General features: G+C 44.2%; 12 protein-coding genes. All 12 read right to left on the bottom strand.

The window, feature by feature from the left end; genetic code table 11:
• Nucleotides 1-144 precede the first annotated feature (144 nt).
• Nucleotides 145-1,290 (bottom strand): ABC transporter permease, encoded by a 1,146-nt coding sequence (locus HNW13_RS12415; protein ID WP_192116386.1) that lies wholly within the window; start codon nt 1,288-1,290, stop codon nt 145-147.
• Entirely contained in the window at nt 1,287-2,459 is a 1,173-nt protein-coding gene (locus HNW13_RS12420) for an ABC transporter permease (protein ID WP_192116387.1), read from the bottom strand. The genes HNW13_RS12415 and HNW13_RS12420 overlap by 4 nt, the downstream gene beginning before the upstream one ends.
• A 12-nt stretch (nt 2,460-2,471) precedes the next feature.
• A complete protein-coding gene (locus HNW13_RS12425; RefSeq protein ID WP_192116388.1) occupies nt 2,472-3,461 on the bottom strand; it encodes a biotin/lipoyl-binding protein in 990 nt (329 codons plus the stop codon).
• A complete protein-coding gene (locus tag HNW13_RS12430; protein WP_243756251.1) occupies nt 3,451-4,884 on the bottom strand; it encodes a TolC family protein in 1,434 nt (477 codons plus the stop codon). The genes HNW13_RS12425 and HNW13_RS12430 overlap by 11 nt, the downstream gene beginning before the upstream one ends.
• Nucleotides 4,885-5,064: 180 nt before the next feature.
• Nucleotides 5,065-6,513, bottom strand: a complete 1,449-nt coding sequence (gene tldD / locus HNW13_RS12435) for a metalloprotease TldD (protein ID WP_192116389.1) — start codon at nt 6,511-6,513, stop codon at nt 5,065-5,067.
• Between the two features lie 125 nt (nt 6,514-6,638).
• Entirely contained in the window at nt 6,639-7,469 is an 831-nt protein-coding gene (locus HNW13_RS12440) for a carbon-nitrogen hydrolase family protein (RefSeq protein ID WP_101087681.1), read from the bottom strand.
• Nucleotides 7,393-11,709, bottom strand: coding sequence for a YhdP family protein (locus HNW13_RS12445; protein WP_192116390.1), 4,317 nt, complete (start codon nt 11,707-11,709; stop codon nt 7,393-7,395). The genes HNW13_RS12440 and HNW13_RS12445 overlap by 77 nt, the downstream gene beginning before the upstream one ends.
• The gene (rng, locus tag HNW13_RS12450) at nt 11,709-13,199 is read right to left on the bottom strand and encodes a ribonuclease G (protein ID WP_059747760.1); all 1,491 of its coding nucleotides are present in this window, start codon (nt 13,197-13,199) and stop codon (nt 11,709-11,711) included. Before rng ends, HNW13_RS12445 begins: the two co-directional genes overlap by 1 nt.
• An 81-nt stretch (nt 13,200-13,280) precedes the next feature.
• Nucleotides 13,281-13,868, bottom strand: coding sequence for a nucleoside triphosphate pyrophosphatase (locus HNW13_RS12455; protein ID WP_101087683.1), 588 nt, complete (start codon nt 13,866-13,868; stop codon nt 13,281-13,283).
• Between the two features lie 56 nt (nt 13,869-13,924).
• A complete protein-coding gene (gene mreD / locus HNW13_RS12460) occupies nt 13,925-14,416 on the bottom strand; it encodes a rod shape-determining protein MreD (RefSeq protein ID WP_011639151.1) in 492 nt (163 codons plus the stop codon).
• Nucleotides 14,413-15,369, bottom strand: a complete 957-nt coding sequence (gene mreC, locus HNW13_RS12465) for a rod shape-determining protein MreC (RefSeq protein WP_101087684.1) — start codon at nt 15,367-15,369, stop codon at nt 14,413-14,415. Before mreC ends, mreD begins: the two co-directional genes overlap by 4 nt.
• A gap of 63 nt (nt 15,370-15,432) precedes the next feature.
• The gene (locus HNW13_RS12470; protein ID WP_011639153.1) at nt 15,433-16,482 is read right to left on the bottom strand and encodes a rod shape-determining protein; all 1,050 of its coding nucleotides are present in this window, start codon (nt 16,480-16,482) and stop codon (nt 15,433-15,435) included.
• Nucleotides 16,483-16,527 lie beyond the last annotated feature (45 nt).

Consider the following 16,527-nt stretch of genomic DNA (forward strand, 5'->3'; position numbering starts at 1 on the left):
TTATCAGTCAACAATAAACCCCATAAAACAAATGAAATAGACAGGTCTATCGAGAAGATAACTGTCTATTTTTTTTACTCAGTGACAAACCTAGCTATAACGTTATTTCGATATGATAAAACCTGGCTAACTTCTATGGGTGATTTATGATGCAACATCAACATTTTTCTGTTTCCGCCTAATGGCAACTATGGCCATCGTGACGAATACTGCAAACAAGCCCCACAATTGTAACCATTTAGGCATTACCGCCGACCAACCAGCTCCTAATTGATTTAACTCGAGCATCCCCATAATCGCTGGAACAGCTGGAATAACTTGAGATGCTAATACCAATGGTTCTGGAATTAATGCAATCGGCCACACAAACCCTGACACAAATAAAATCGGCATCGACACCAGTAAATACAATTGGGTAGGTAATTCTCGACGATTAAATAAACTGCTAAGATAAATACCTAACGATCCCGTGGCTAATAGAAAGGGCAACATAAATAGCCCAACTTCAATCACCGTAGCCACCACGCTTACTTTGTACCAATAAAAACAAAAACCTAAATAGAAACTACTAAATAGCGCGTAAATCATCATAAACACACTTAACCGTGCAAGCACCAAGGTTACTGGACGTACTTGCTGCCAATAACCGGGTTTGCGCCATTGGCCTGCACCCAAAATACCGGTGCCAATTAATAAGGTTTGATGCAGAATTAATAAAAATAATCCCGGCACCACATACGGTGTGTAGCCTAAACTGGGGTTAAACGCTGGAACTGAATTAATATTAATAGAATTAACAGCTTGCTGGGCAAGTTGGGGGTTTTGGCCCCGAGCCAATAAACCAATTAACTGCACTTGTTTACTGGCATCTATACCGGCTGACACTAAGCCTTCTACTACGGCTGAATAAATCAGAAAGTAACTCGCATCGCCGCCGTAACTTAATGTTGCACCCTTGCCTAACAACAAATCGCGTCTAAAGTTAGTCGGAATAACCAGTAAGCCGTGAGCTTTACCTTGATCGATCCACATTTGTGCTTGCTCAATACTGCTTACCTTAGCGAGTATTTTTATCTTAGCACTGGCATCTGCGTGGCGAGTCACCAACCTACTGAGTGACGAATTATCATGATCTACCACCACGACCTTTTGCTCTGTCGGCACCTGATTCAAATACGGTAACGGATACAGAACCGAGTAAAATAACACTCCACCAAATAGCGTCATCACAATCGCTTTGTCAGCCAATATAGCTTTGCATTCTGCTACGATTAATTGCCAGAAGTTCATCGGTTGACCTCCAGAGTAACCGGGTGACTAACATGACCCTGTGGCGGTATTTTCTGCGCGTGGCGGCCCAGCACATAAAGCAAAGGCAATAACAGTAAAAAGCCCCAATAAGAACTGATTTGAGTCAATACTTGCGGCAAGCCAACACCATAACTGACGACGCTGATATGAGAGTCTATATAGTGACTCGATGGCATCACCAACCGCCACCATTTAGCCAATACGGGCATATCGTTTACGGGAAAGGTTATTCCCATAAACGCAAATGCTGGAGCAAATAATGCGGTACAGAAACTGACCGTGCGAGCACTGTCACGCATAATCATAAAAATCACCAATACTAACAACCACAATGCCATGAGCATGAACGCCTGCGCCAGTAACAGTAGCCATAATGACCCCGCAACGGGCAAAGCTAAATAGTGGTATAACCACACTAAAATAAAGCCACTATGAACGAGCATGATCGGACTATAAAATAACACTTTAACCCACACTTTTGGCCAAATGTTTCGGGCTAAATAATAGCGTTCACCTTGAGGAATAAGCTCCGCATTAACACTATTAACGAATACCAACATCGACAGTAATTGCCATAATGCAATCAATATAGGCGGGACTAAAAAACCAACATAGTTATTATTTCGGTTAAATAACGCCGTCGTTTGGTTACTAATAGGCGTTAAGCTCACATCAACGGTGGCTTTATTTGCGCCTTTAAGTAATAGGCTCTCCTCGCCAATTTGCGTTAACCCCTCAGCAAGGCTGAGTTGTAGTTGGCTGGATAATAACTTACCTACTAACAAAAATTGGCTGTTATAGCGAATATCAATAGTGGGTTGTTTTGATGTGAGTAAATCTTTTCTGAGCTGGTAAGGTAAAATAACTAGCCCGTATACTTGCGCTTGACGCATAGCTTCAATCGCCGCAGCTTCATTGGCAAATGAACGTGGTGCAATCACGGCATTGGCCGATAATTGCCTTGTTAGCATGCGGCTAATTTGGCTGTTATCTAAGTCAACCACGGCAACAGGGAGCTGCCTTGGCAACCCCGCACTAAATAACCACCAAAGTGCGATCACGCTAATTAGCGGAATATAGCTCACCAAGGCAAGTTGCCATGGTGAATTCCACAACGCTTTACATTCTCGCCTGAATAAATGCCTCATCAGCAAGCCTTATTAATGTTCGGCAAGCTTGTCGGCACGAAACAATACCGACATACCAACTCGTAAATCGACAATCTTTTGCCTAGGTGTCAGTTCAACTTCAAAGGTACGCATATCAAAGTCATGGCCGCTCTCTGTCGAGCGCCAAGTGGCAAAATTACCCATAACACTAACGTGCGAAACGGTAAATTCGACTTGCTGCTGTAGTGCTGGAATATCTAACATGACAGTTTGATCTTGTTTAAATAGCTTCAACAAATCTTCTCTAACTTGTAAAACGGCCCACGCATCACTCATATCAATAATGCTTACCACCGGAAAACCACTCGGCGCAAGCTCACCTGCTTGTAATAATACTTCACTCACCTCCGCTTTTTTAGGTGAGCGCATTTGGCTGTCGGCTAAAATGGCATTGACCTCGTTAACCGCACCTTCTGCCATACGAGTTTTTCCTGCGGCTGCGGCTTTAGTTTCAACCCGCGCGCCTTCATTTGCCATTTGATACATAGCGTAAGCTGCTTGCTCGGTATATTTAGCCGCTTGCCATTGGGTATAAGCTTCATCGCGCTTTTGCCGTGCGACAACACCTTCATCAAATAAGTTTTCAATTCGTTGGTAAGTTTTTAGGCTAAGTTCGGTTGCAGCCTTGGCTTTTAACCACTGTTCTTTAGCTGCGGTAACTTGTTGCTGCCTTGCGCCATTTTTAGCTTGTTGCTGCATAGCCGTTGCCGCTTCAAGGCCGCCTTGAGCCTGCAGTAACTTAGCATCTAATTCTGGGCTGCTGATGGCAAACAAAATATCATTCACATTGACTTGGTCGCCTTTGCGAACCAAAACTTGCTCAACTCGTCCAGGAACTTTAGACGAGATATTATATTCACGAGCTTCTATTTGCCCTTGCAACACTGTCGGTTGAGGCGTAAAAGCTAGCATTACACCGTACCCTAACAATAATATAACTAGCACGAATGCGACCACTGCAATAATCTTGTTAGCCCGCATAAGCAGCCCCTTGAAGTTGAGTTCGGTTAATAAATTCATCTACTTGACCACTAATGGCCATCACTTTGGCATAGGCTTGCATATAACGATATTTTGCACCTAATTGCTGAGTTTTCACTGCAGTTAAGCTCAACTCGGCATCAATTCGGTCAATTGAAGTGGATAAGCCTTGGTTAAAGGACAACTCTCGCAATCGTAAATTCTCGGTCGCCAATGCTAATGACACATCCAGCGCATCCGCTTCTTCTTTAGCTTGCAGCATTTGCCGATAACTCTGATCAATCAACAAACTTAAATCTTGTTTGGTTTGTGCTTTGGTGTAACGCGCTTGCAGTAAAGCACTTTTCGCCGCGAGCACTTTTCCACTGCGACCATCACGGCTAATAAGCGGTATGCTCATACCAACACCCACCATCCAGTCCGGCTCTACTTGAGAAAATAAGCTGTCATCTTCATACAAGGTGTAGTTGCCGTATAAATACACCGTGGGGTAGTAACTGCCCTTTTCTAAGTCGACTAAACCATTGGCTTGAGCTTCTTTAGCTTCGAGTAGTTTTAACGCCGGATGCTGAGTTAATGTCAGCTGGCTAAGGCGGGGCAATGAAGGTTGTTGTTCGAGTAAAAACAGTGCCGAAATAGGATCGACCGACGGTATATGTAACATCCTTGCTAGCGCAATTTCAGTCATTTCGTATTGACGCTTGGTTTTGCCCCAGTTGACTTTGGCATTTTCTAATGCGACCTGGGCATTTAAGCGTTCAACCTTGGCTATTTGGCCTTGTTGTTCTAATTTTTGGGCATGACTCACATGCAAAGTTAACGAGTCCACCAGCTGCTTTTGGGTATCTACCAAGGTTTTTGTCACCGATACTGCGTAGTAGCGATCAACTAACTGAAGAAATAACTCACGCTGAGCTAAGGCAAACTCTTGTTCTCTCTCTGAAACTTGGGCAGCATGTATTCCTTGGGCTGCAGTAATTTTACCACCGGTATAAATGGGCCACATGGCTTGTAAACTGGCACGAAATACATCTTGTTCGGTAAAAGGAGTGACAAAGAGAGAGCCTGGGATTTCAGCTAATGCACTACTAAGAGCTGCTGGTAATGTACTTGTGTCGAGAGTCGCTAATGGATTTAAGTCACGTAAATCAAGTTCGATAGGTTTTTCGAGGCGAGTATAGCTACCAGCAATATTAAGCGATGGGTAATTTAACGCATCACCGGCATCCTCTTCCGCTTTGGCGCGGTTGACTAGCTGAGCTTTAGCTTGAAGCTGATCACTCACTTGCGCCAATTGCTGCCAAGCATGACTAAAGGTAACGGGTTCAGCAAAAAGACTAAGATGGACAAATAAAACACTGAAACACAGAGTAAAGTTCACTCGTCTGCGACAATATGTACTGATAAGACGTTGTGCAACCATAAACACCTCTAGAGTTAATACTCTAATTCCTTGATGAATTATAACGTAATTCCGTTATTATCACAGCCACTAGATCATAACGTGCATATTCACTCACATAAGATAGTGATCACAGTGAAGATCACCATAACTCACTGAGCATAAACACTCAGTGAGTGACCATTACAGTAAAAGTTAGTGTTAAGCAGTGCCACCAACCGTTAGGCGATCAATTTTTAGAGTAGGCTGACCCACACCAACGGGTACGCTTTGTCCGTCTTTACCGCACACGCCAACACCTTTATCTAAGGCTAAGTCATTACCTACCATTGAAATGAGTCCCATAGCTTCAGGGCCATTACCAATTAAGGTCGCGCCTTTAATCGCCTGAGTCACTTCACCGTCTTCAATCAAATAGGCTTCAGAAGCCGAGAACACAAATTTACCTGAAGTAATGTCGACCTGTCCGCCACCAAAGTTAGGCGCGTAAATGCCTTTTTTAACCGACTTAATAATGTCGGCTGGGTTTGACTCACCTGCGTTCATATAGGTATTGGTCATGCGCGGCATAGGTAAATGCGCATAAGATTCACGGCGACCGTTACCTGTAGGCTCTTGCCCCATTAAGCGGGCATTTAACTTGTCTTGCATGTAACCTTTTAAAATACCGTTCTCAATTAAGATGGTTTTTTGGCTTGGCACGCCTTCATCATCGATGCTTAATGAACCGCGACGATTTTCTAAGGTGCCGTCATCCACGATGGTCACTAAGGTAGACGCCACCTGCTGGCCCATTTTACCGCTAAATGCACTGCTGCCTTTACGGTTAAAGTCGCCTTCTAAGCCATGGCCAACTGCCTCATGCAATAAAACACCAGGCCAACCATTACCTAACACCACGGTCATTTCACCGGCAGGTGCATCAATAGCGTGTACATTAACTTGAGCTTGGCGTACCGCTTCGCGGGCAAACTCAAAACTCTGCGGTAAGCCAGCTTCATCGGTGGCTAAAAAGGCGCTGTAATCGTGACGACCACCGCCACCAGCACTGCCACGTTCGCGCTTACCTTTGTCTTCTAAGATAACACTACAGTTAAAGCGTACTAATGGACGAATATCTGCTGCTAATGTGCCGTCACTGGCGGCTATCAATATTTCTTCATGTACGCCCGATAAACTTACGACGACTTGAATAATACGGCTGTCGAGACTACGAATATAAGCATCGGCTTGCTTTAACAAATCGATTTTCTTCACTTCGTCCATAGCCGCTATTGGGTCAGCACTGTCATACAATTTATGGGCTGTTTGGCGCTTAAAAGCTTGTACTTTATGTTGCTCACCAGCACTGGCAATTCCGCGGGCAGCTTTTGCTGCTGCATCTAAAGCTGCTGGGGTGATTTCGTCAGCATAAGCAAAACCGGTTTTTTCGCCGGTAATAGCGCGCACACCTACTCCACGTTCAATGTGAAAGCTACCTTCTTTTACAATGCCATCTTCTAATACCCAAGACTCATGACGACAAGCTTGGAAATACAGGTCTGAAAAATCGATATTGTGTTGATGAATGGTATTTAAGTAACCTTGCAGTCCATCTAAGGTTAATCCATCTTGCAATAAACTCTGCTCTACTTGGGTTAAAAATGGCATTAAAACTCTCTTTTTTAATTGGTAACGCGTACTGCGAATTTGGTTTCTGTCAGGCTCGTTCAGTGTTATTTCAACCAGTATTATTTAAACCAGTATTATTTAAACCAGTATTATTTCAACCAGTGTTATTTCAACTGCGGTTCTATAAATCGATTATGGCCTATCACTGGCATTTGTTGACGAATACGCCGTAGTTCCGTTAAATCGACTTTAGCTTGTACCCAGCCGCATTCAGTGGCTTGCTCTGCAATCACTCGGCCCCATGGGTCGACGATCATACTGTGACCCCATGTTTCTCGACTGCCCTGGTTATGTTGTCCCCATTGGCCCGCCCCCAACAAATAACATTGAGTTTCAATGGCTCGGGCTTGTAATAACACCTGCCAATGCGCTTCACCAGTGACTTTGGTAAAAGCAGAAGGTAACGCAATATAGTCTGCTCCCGCTAAACGCAACGCTCGAAACATATCGCCAAAACGGATATCGTAACAAACGGCTAAGCCGACTTTGCCAAAAGGGGTGTCTATAACACAAATGCTATCACCGGGATGAAAGGTATCACTTTCACGATAAGTCTTGGTGCCATCTGCCACCTCAACATCGAATAAATGCAGTTTATCGTAATGACCTAGGGTGACGCCATGATCATCAAAAAAATAACAGCGGCTAAAGACTCTACCATCATCAGCACGCATGGGAATGGTGCCGGCAATAAAATACACTTGGTATTGTTTTGCCATTGCAGCTAATGCATCTTTAAGCTCACTTTGATGCTCGTTGCCAGCATGTTCAAGTTGCTGGCTTTCATGGCCACCAAACAATAAACAACACTCGGGCAACACCACTAATTGCGCTTCATCGGCCTCGCGGGGTAAGTCTTTAAGCTGCGAGTCGACAAACGCGAGATTGGCTTTGACATCGCGACTGCTTTGACATTGTAATAAGCTGATTTGCATTTCTCACTCCTGGTAGCATAACGACGTTAGTTGCTGGCTCGGCTAAAGTTTTGCGCATTCGATCAACTTCAGTGTCAGTCGCTGACGGTTGATTTACATCAGATAAACTATCGATACCAGGCATAAGTTGCGTGGATGGCGAACTTCTTGGTAGCGATTTATCTTCCGCTTCACGAGCGTTATCGCCACGCTGAACATCTGCCTCAACGTTATTTTCTGCTTTACTGTCTATGTTAGCTTTAGTTTCTACGTTAGCTGTAGTATCTAAGTTAGCTTTGGCTTTAGTTCCAATAGTCGTCTCTACACTGGTCTCGTCCGCTTGCGGTAAAATTGCTTTAGGTATTTCGATTTCTTTACTCTTACGCTCAAGCTCTTCTAGCTGCGGGTTGTCCATGGTACCGGTGACTCGGAAACGAATTTCAGAGATAACTTCAATAACCGGTTCTAACACTTTCGTTAGGGCAAACGCGCCTAAACCTAGGGTCCATGCACTCGTACTCAATAACACCACGGTTGGCACACTTGACGCAAGTTGTGGCACAAAACGAATGTCATAATTTAAGCTTTGGGTGGTTAAGTCGGTGTAGCCTCTTACTCGCATATTACCAGCAATAGCATCCATTTCAGAATCGGTGGTTTTAACCACCCCATTATCAATCGTCAAGTTACCGTTAAATGTATTGAAATATAAACCTTCGCCAAACACGTCCGAAAAATCTAACGATAATTTGCGCAACAACGAATCTAAACTAAATAACGAAAACACTCGGGCACCTTTATCACTAATTTCCGATAAATGACCTTTGCCCAAATCAAACTTAAGTTGGCCGTTTAAGGTGTCGAGGGCGAAGTGATAAGGTGCGCCTTGCCAAGATAACTGACCGGAGAGGTCCAGCGGTGCATCTTGTAGCCCAGGGTTTATTTTTAACATCGTCGATAGGTCATCAAACTTGTCAGCCTGTAAATTAACCTCAAATAGGGTTTTATCGGTTCCATTTTCGACAGACCATAAGCCATTGGCCTGTAATGCTACCGTCGGCTTTGTGATGGAAATAGTTTGAAATTGGTAGCCTTGCTTATGTGGTAAACCTTGTAACACTAAGTGGCCTAGAGATAAATCATTAACGCTAAAGTCATCAACATCTACAGCTAAAGTGGGCAGATGCTCTAGCATCGACGTTGGCGCTAACTCAACGGTTTCAGGGCCACTCACTACCGGGAATAAATGCAGCTTTTTCGCGACCACTTTGATGCCTTGGTCACGCCAGTTAGGATAAAAATCGATACGTCCCGCAAACTGTTGTGAATCAGCATCAACGCGCCACACATGTTCAGTGGGTTGAGCATCAAAATGCAGTTTATCAAATGATTGTCCCAATACATTTAATTGAGCGATGTTGGCATGAATACCGACTAATTTAGGGAATGCGGGGGCTGTAGCTTCAATCGGTGAGGTGGCATTATGTTGTGCTGTAGCGCCAGGTAGCTCTGCAGCCGTTAAGATACGGTCGCGTACCGATGAGGTGATCACTTCAGGTTCTGCGGTGGCACTAAAGCGATTGATAAGCGGGAGCCACTGCGCTAAATCCACTTTTGGCAAGTCTAAATGTAGATGTCCTTGTTGCTTATTTAAGTTATCACCTAGTCTAAAGTGGCGACCAATCATGACATCATAATAGGCAAGCTGACTGCCACTATCAGCATTAAATCCACCCCAAAACTCCAGATCATTACCCAACTTAATACTCAATGATGATTGTTTGTTATCGCCAATAAGATCCGCACTTAGCTTTCTGGGCTCGTCTGCAGATTTTTGATAAGGCATCGGTAAATCCAATGACGTACCGATAAGATCGGAATTAGCAGAGACTTGTAAGCTGTAACCACTGGGGTCAAAAATCATGGTTAGCCCGCCGTTCCAGTCTAGCAGCCCATGGTACGTTTCCGTCATTGGGTTATGTAAACTGGCAGGCAGAGCATCAAGATCCCATTTGCCACGCATATCGACATTCAATGCTAAATTGCTGTTGTGTTTACCGGTCTTTACGCTAAACGTTAACGGCTGTTGAAATAATCTGGCCTTAATATTTTTACCTTCAATCAATTGATTTACAAAGCTCACTTGCCCTGACACAGCCTGTAAATCTAAACCAGGCGAGTTAATAAACACTGGGTTATTATCAAGTGTGACTTGGCCTTTAATCAATTGTTCACCCCCTTTATATAAGGGAATGGAAAGATCTAATGTGGTATTAATATTTCGCTGAATTTGCACCACATCTAACGTTGCCCCAACAGAACCCCGCAATGAAGAGGCATTAATCACTTTGGTGGCGGCTTGTGCATCGGTGGTGATATCTGCTTCTACTCTTAATAAAGATTCTTTACCAAGATGTGGAATAGAAACTCGCGCACCGTCCACCACCACGTTATCGAGTTTGCCCTGATCAATATGCAAATCCATCATGTCATTTTCAAATAATGCGGAAAGCGTGAGCGAGCTAACGGCAGGCCAATTTGGTTGGAATTTAAAGATGCCGCTATCAAGGGTAAAGCCAGCTTGAAATACTCCACTGCTATCTTGATAAGGATAATCGCCTAATGCACCATGCCAAACGACTTGTGCATCGTTTATATTCCCAGCCACTAAACCGTCATTCAGGTAGTTGATTAAATTGGGGCTCATCGCCATTAATGGAAAATACCGCCCAAGATGAGAGACATCATTAATAGTGACATGAGCAGCTAAACCCATATGTGTCTGCTGGGCAAACTCAAGATTCAAACCTGCTTGCAGGGCAATATCATCATTAATAAATTCAATATTAGGTACTGTTAAGCGTTGTTGTTCGACATTATAACGCCCCATAATTGGGCTGCCGCGCAGCACAATTGGTTGACCAAAATCACCGCTAAAATCGAGCGTATACTCCTGCTCTGGTAAGGCAAACTCGAGTTGATTATTGGCCCAGGTTAATTGAGCATCAATAGGGCTAATACCAGGTACTGACAGATAAGGTTGCCACTGTAATTGCTGTAACTCGACCTTGGCAATAAGGGGTTTGTCGTCCGGTTTATACAGCCTAATCGGCCCAATTAGCCCTTGAGGGTTGAGTTGTTGCCAAATATTCACTTGCTGCTTACCCAAATCGGGCACTAGCGGCAACATTGGGGTTAAGTTCGCTGGAATAATCTGGTTAGCGTAACCAAAAAAGTCACCCTCGCGAGTGCCAATTGCCAATGTCAATGATGGCCAAGTTTGATCATTGGTCGATAAATCTAAATCGTGGCTGTCTATTTTCCAACCATCGGGTTGTAGAGTCCATAGCAATGAACCTGAGTTAATTGCAAATTTTTGCTGGGTGTCTGCATCGTGCCATTGCAACCAGCTGGGTTTAAAAACCAATATGCCATCACGAATTTGACGATGAGCAAATGTCATCCACGCATCGAGGTTTATCACGCCTTGAAATTCAATATTATCAGTGTTTGTTTGAGCGGTATGCTGCCTTGACGCCCATTCACCTAGGTCTAATGAGTCTGCGGTAACATAAAGCTGGCCTGCTACAGTATCGGGTTGATAACCATCCCCTGTAAGGTCAATGCGTAATGTTAATTGCTCTTGCTCCGACTTAAGCTGATCGACGTGGATAATACCTTGCGCTTGGTGACGATTAGCCGTGTTTTGCCATAGCAGATTATCGATAAAAATCGGCTGATAAGCATGTTGTTTACTCACCAGTTGTAAAGACGCGTCGGTAATTGAAAAATGTCCCAGCTGTTCTAGTAACAGACCATATAACCAATCAAGATTAGCTTTATCGCCCACTGTAGCCTGGTCATCACTAGCCGCTAACTCATCAAGATTTAACGCGACTTTAACGCCATCAAATACTACCGTTTCAATCTGTGGGCTCAAGGTGAAAAGCGATTGCCAAAAATCGAGTTTGATATGCACATTTTCGCTGATAACGGTAATCGGTAAGTTATCTTGTGGCGGTAAGACTAAATTATTAACGGTAAGTGCTGGCCCAAAAGCTTGCCATTCTGCACTCAGTTTATCCATCTGCACATGCAGTTGGTATTCACTTTCAAGATAATGGATTAACTCAGTACGTACTTCAGGAATATGGGGCAATAAACCACGAATAAGGCTCACAACCAGTGCAAAAAGCACCAGCGCGATAGCCAAAATTTGCCAACATAATCTGTTGATAGTTACTGCCTGAGTTGTCGACACTACATCATCACCACATCATATTTACTTTGAATGTATAACGGTTCATTTTGCAAACGAATACGCTTACCAATGTAGACTTCTAATTCTGCCAGCAAATGCGATTCATCACCACTAAAGCTCATATACACCGCCGGCGAGCAATACAGTAAAAACTCATCGGCTTTGTATGCTCGGTCTAAACGGATAATCTCTCGAAAAATTTCATAAGACACGGTTTCAATCGTTTTCATGGTGCCGGTGCCTTTACAGGAAGGGCATTCACCACACACCACATGCTCTAAACTTTCGCGAGTACGTTTACGGGTCATTTCCACTAAACCTAAGCCCGAAAAACCACTGACACTGGTTTTAACGCGATCTAACGCCAATGCTGCATTTAAGCTTTCTAGCACCCGCGCTTGGTGTTCCTTACTTAACATATCGATAAAGTCGATAATGATAATCCCACCCAAATTGCGTAACCGTAGTTGCCTTGCAATTGCTTGAGTGGCTTCGAGATTAGTATTGAAAATGGTTTCTTCTAAGTTGCGATGGCCAACAAATGCGCCGGTATTAATGTCGACGGTGGTCATGGCTTCAGTTTGGTCAATGATTAAATAACCACCAGACTTAAGTTCAACTTTACGGCCCAAAGCCCGTTGAACTTCGTTTTCAACATCATACAATTCAAAGATAGGTGCAGGGCCAGCATAATGCTCAATTTTATCCGCAATTTCAGGCATAAACTCTTGCACGAACTGTTGCAGCTCTGCATAAGTTCGACGCGAATCGACTTGAATATGGTCAAGTTCGGTTCCGACAAAATCACGAATGATCCGCACTGGTAAGGCTAAGTCTTGATACAGTAAAGTGACGCCTTTACGCTTACGACGCTCGCTGACTTTAGCCCACACCCGGCGTAAAAAGGCTGCATCTTGAGCAAGCTCATCTTCACCCACATTTTCAGCCGCGGTACGAATAATAAAGCCGCCATCATCATCAACATAAGGAAGAGTAATATTTTTAAGGCGTTGACGTTCGTCTTCAAGCTCAATACGTTGCGATACGCCAACATGACTAGAACCAGGCATAAAGACTAAATAACGTGAGGGTAAGGTAATGTCAGTCGTAAGGCGGGCGCCTTTGGTACCGAGTGGGTCTTTGACCACTTGCACCATAATGTCTTGCCCTTGACGCACGAGCTCAGCAATATCACGCACCACAAAGTTGCCTTTTTCGACATCGGCAACACATTCGGTATGAGGAACAATATCTGAGGCATGTAAGAAAGCAGCTTTATCTAAGCCAATATCAACAAACGCGGCTTGCATACCTGGGAGGACACGGCTGATTTTACCTTTGTAAATATTGCCGACCAAACCTCGCTTCATGCGACGTTCAATATGCACCTCTTGTAAAACACCATGCTCGACTAATGCAACACGCGCTTCTGTTGGCGTGACATTGATAAGTAATTCTGTGCCTTTTTTACGTTGTGCTTTTATGTTCATAAGCCACCAGTATTCGGGTCATGCTCCAATCGTAATATTGACAGCAGTTGTACCACCGTAGATGACCGATTAAAGCAAAGGTTAAGTTTGCTGCATCATGCAGGCTAATAATTCACGTGTTTCGACTAACGGCAAACCAACCACTGCAGAGTAACTGCCAGTAATCGATTTAACAAAACAACCACCCAGAGCTTGTATACCGTAAGCACCGGCTTTGTCCATCGGTTCACCTGAGGCAACATAAGCATCTATGTCTGCTGCAGACAATTCACAAAAGCTCACTTGGGTACGGCATAGTCGGTTAAAGGTGTGTTCACCGTCTGTTAACGCTACCGCGGTCATCACTTCGTGAGTTTGACCGGATAATAATGCCAGCATACGTTTGGCATCATTTAAATCTGTTGGTTTACCTAATATCAGGCCATTTAACACCACTATCGTATCTGAACCCAGAACTTGAGGCTTAACCACATGACCGCTAAGCACTAGGCCCGCTTGGGCTTTTTCAAGTGCGAGACGACAGACATATTGCTCTGCCGTTTCAGTCAACAAAGGTGTTTCATCAATGTTGGGTGCGACAAGCTGAAACGAAAAATCGAGATGACTAAATCCTGCTTGTGCCAATAATTCTTTTCTTCTTGGTGATGTTGAAGCCAGTACCCATGCCATCGGTTATTTACCCTAATTAGTGTACATTAATACCGTACTCACGTTAGTGCGTTGGATTAACGTACTTTATAATGGCGGCGCATATTGCGTAACACCCAGAACACCCACCACCAAATAAATAAACTCGAAATAGCGGGTAAAAACATGTCCACATTAAATGGGGCGGCGCCTACGACAACAAACTGCACCCAAAAGATCACAGCATGATAAATACAAATAAAACAAGCAACCAGTAACGACTGCTGCCAGCGAGGGTAATTGCGTAACTGTTGACACAACAACACCACAATATAAATCACTAATGACAGCGCTAATGAGCGGATGCCTAAATGGGCGCCCAACAACACATCAAGCATCACCCCTAACAACCACGCAGTGAGAATACTGTAACGATGCGGTAGCGCCATGGCCCAATACATCATCACCATCAATAGCCAATCCGGTCGCCAGGCTTCTACCATTTTTGGCAACGGCATAATCTGAAACATCATCCCGATGAATAAGGTCAGCCATACCACTAAGCGACCATTTGCAATATGTGCGCTCATTGGTTTACCTCGCTTGTTACTGGTGTAGTGGTTGTTTCTACGGGTTGAGGTTGGGGCGCTGAAGAATTTGCAGTGGCAGCGGCTTTATCTGCCGCTTCTTTTATTAACTCTTGTACGTCATTAGGCAGCGTAAACGGTTTGGTTTCATCAGGCCAAATAAGTAACACGTATCGAATACGATCTAGCGCTGCCAAAGGCTGAGCATAAATCACGGCATAACTCTGGCCATCATCACGCGACACACTAATAACGCGCGCGACGGGATACCCTTCAGGAAAACGATTACCCAGCCCTGAAGTGACTAATAAATCACCCACTATAATGTCAGTACTTTTAGCCACATGACGGAGTTCAATTTGATCAATATCACCCATGCCATTCGCAATGGCCCGCACATCGTTACGGGTAACACGTACCGGAATACCATGAGTGGTATCTGACACCATCAATACTCGACTGGTAAACTCACTAACCTCCACCACCTGTCCCACAACACCTTGGGCGTCAACCACAGGTTGACCAACATAAATGCCGGTTTGTGAACCATGATTTAATACCACAAATTGACGAAATGGGTCACTGGCAACTTCCATCACTTCAGCCACCATTTTACGAGAATCCATGTGCACAGGCGAACCGAGTAATGCACGTAAACGCTCATTTTCTTGGCGAACATGCTCAAAACGTTGTAAACGTTCTGACATAACCAGTTGTTGGCGTAACAGTTCTTTGTTTTGCAGTTCAAGCATATTGCGGGTGGCAAAAGCCTCGGCTGACCAGTCGAGCATCACCCCTGGTACATTGGCTAAATACTGTAGAGGACTTAATACTGAGGATAAAGATTGGCGTATTGGATCAAGGCGATTATTGGTCATAAGTAATGCCACCGACAAAATAATTGCCAGTGTCAATCTAAATTGACTCGAGACGCCACGAACGAAAATTGGTTTCATAAATTGTTCGCAACTTTGTTAACCCATAAAATGCCATTAACAAAGCCGCTCAGCAGTTGATAATTAGTTCTCTTCAGAGAACAAATCACCACCGTGCATATCAATCATTTCAAGAGCTTTACCACCACCACGAGCAACACAGGTCAGTGGATCGTCTGCGACCATAACTGGAATACCGGTTTCTTGCATTAATAAACGGTCTAGGTCACGAAGTAATGCACCACCGCCAGTTAATACCATGCCGCGCTCAGAAATATCTGACGCTAGCTCCGGTGGTGATTGCTCAAGGGCAACCATTACCGCGCTCACAATGCCAGATAATGGCTCTTGTAATGCTTCTAAGATTTCATTGCTGTTTAAGGTGAAACTTCTTGGTACACCTTCAGCAAGGTTACGACCGCGCACTTCAATTTCAAGTACTTCGTCACCAGGGTATGCGGTACCAATAGTATGCTTAATACGCTCAGCTGTTGCTTCACCAATTAAACTACCGTAGTTACGACGAACATAATTGATAATGGCATCGTCAAACTTATCTCCACCGATACGCACTGATGAAGAATACACCACGCCATTCAATGAAATAATCGCCACTTCGGTCGTACCACCGCCAATATCGACAACCATAGAACCGGTCGCTTCAGATACTGGTAAACCCGCACCAATCGCAGCAGCCATTGGCTCTTCAATTAGGTAAACTTCACGAGCACCTGCACCCATCGCTGATTCGCGAATAGCACGGCGTTCAACTTGAGTCGCGCCTACCGGAACACACACGAGTACGCGAGGACTAGGACGGAAAAAACTGTTGTTGTGCACTTGTTTGATAAAGTGCTGAAGCATTTTTTCGGTAACATAAAAATCGGCAATTACGCCGTCTTTCATTGGACGAATAGCTTGAATATTACCAGGCGTTCTGCCTAGCATTTGTTTTGCCTCTCTACCGACTGCAGCAACTGACTTTGGTCCATTGCTATTGCGTTCGCCGCGAATGGCAACCACTGAGGGTTCGTTCAACACGATGCCTTCATCGCGAACATAAATAAGAGTATTTGCCGTACCTAAATCGATGGATAGGTCGTTAGAAAAAATGCCGCGCAGCTTTTTGAACATGTATCAGGCCTGTATTCTGTGAAATCAGAAGAAGAAAAATCAGCT

It is taken from the genome of Shewanella sp. BF02_Schw (assembly GCF_014596695.2).
GTDB lineage: Bacteria > Pseudomonadota > Gammaproteobacteria > Enterobacterales > Shewanellaceae > Shewanella.

Bases quoted from the DNA above. Each gene is read 5' to 3' on its own strand.
- rng (WP_059747760.1), bottom strand. From the start codon at position 13,199: ATGAACATAAAAGCACAACGTAAAAAAGGCACAGAATTACTTATCAAT.
- HNW13_RS12425 (WP_192116388.1), bottom strand. From the start codon at position 3,461: ATGCGGGCTAACAAGATTATTGCAGTGGTCGCATTCGTGCTAGTTATA.
- HNW13_RS12430 (WP_243756251.1), bottom strand. From the start codon at position 4,884: ATGGTTGCACAACGTCTTATCAGTACATATTGTCGCAGACGAGTGAAC.
- tldD (WP_192116389.1), bottom strand. From the start codon at position 6,513: ATGCCATTTTTAACCCAAGTAGAGCAGAGTTTATTGCAAGATGGATTA.
- HNW13_RS12440 (WP_101087681.1), bottom strand. From the start codon at position 7,469: ATGCAAATCAGCTTATTACAATGTCAAAGCAGTCGCGATGTCAAAGCC.
- mreC (WP_101087684.1), bottom strand. From the start codon at position 15,369: ATGAAACCAATTTTCGTTCGTGGCGTCTCGAGTCAATTTAGATTGACA.
- HNW13_RS12455 (WP_101087683.1), bottom strand. From the start codon at position 13,868: ATGGCATGGGTACTGGCTTCAACATCACCAAGAAGAAAAGAATTATTG.
- HNW13_RS12470 (WP_011639153.1), bottom strand. From the start codon at position 16,482: ATGTTCAAAAAGCTGCGCGGCATTTTTTCTAACGACCTATCCATCGAT.
- mreD (WP_011639151.1), bottom strand. From the start codon at position 14,416: ATGAGCGCACATATTGCAAATGGTCGCTTAGTGGTATGGCTGACCTTA.
- HNW13_RS12415 (WP_192116386.1), bottom strand. From the start codon at position 1,290: ATGAACTTCTGGCAATTAATCGTAGCAGAATGCAAAGCTATATTGGCT.
- HNW13_RS12420 (WP_192116387.1), bottom strand. From the start codon at position 2,459: ATGAGGCATTTATTCAGGCGAGAATGTAAAGCGTTGTGGAATTCACCA.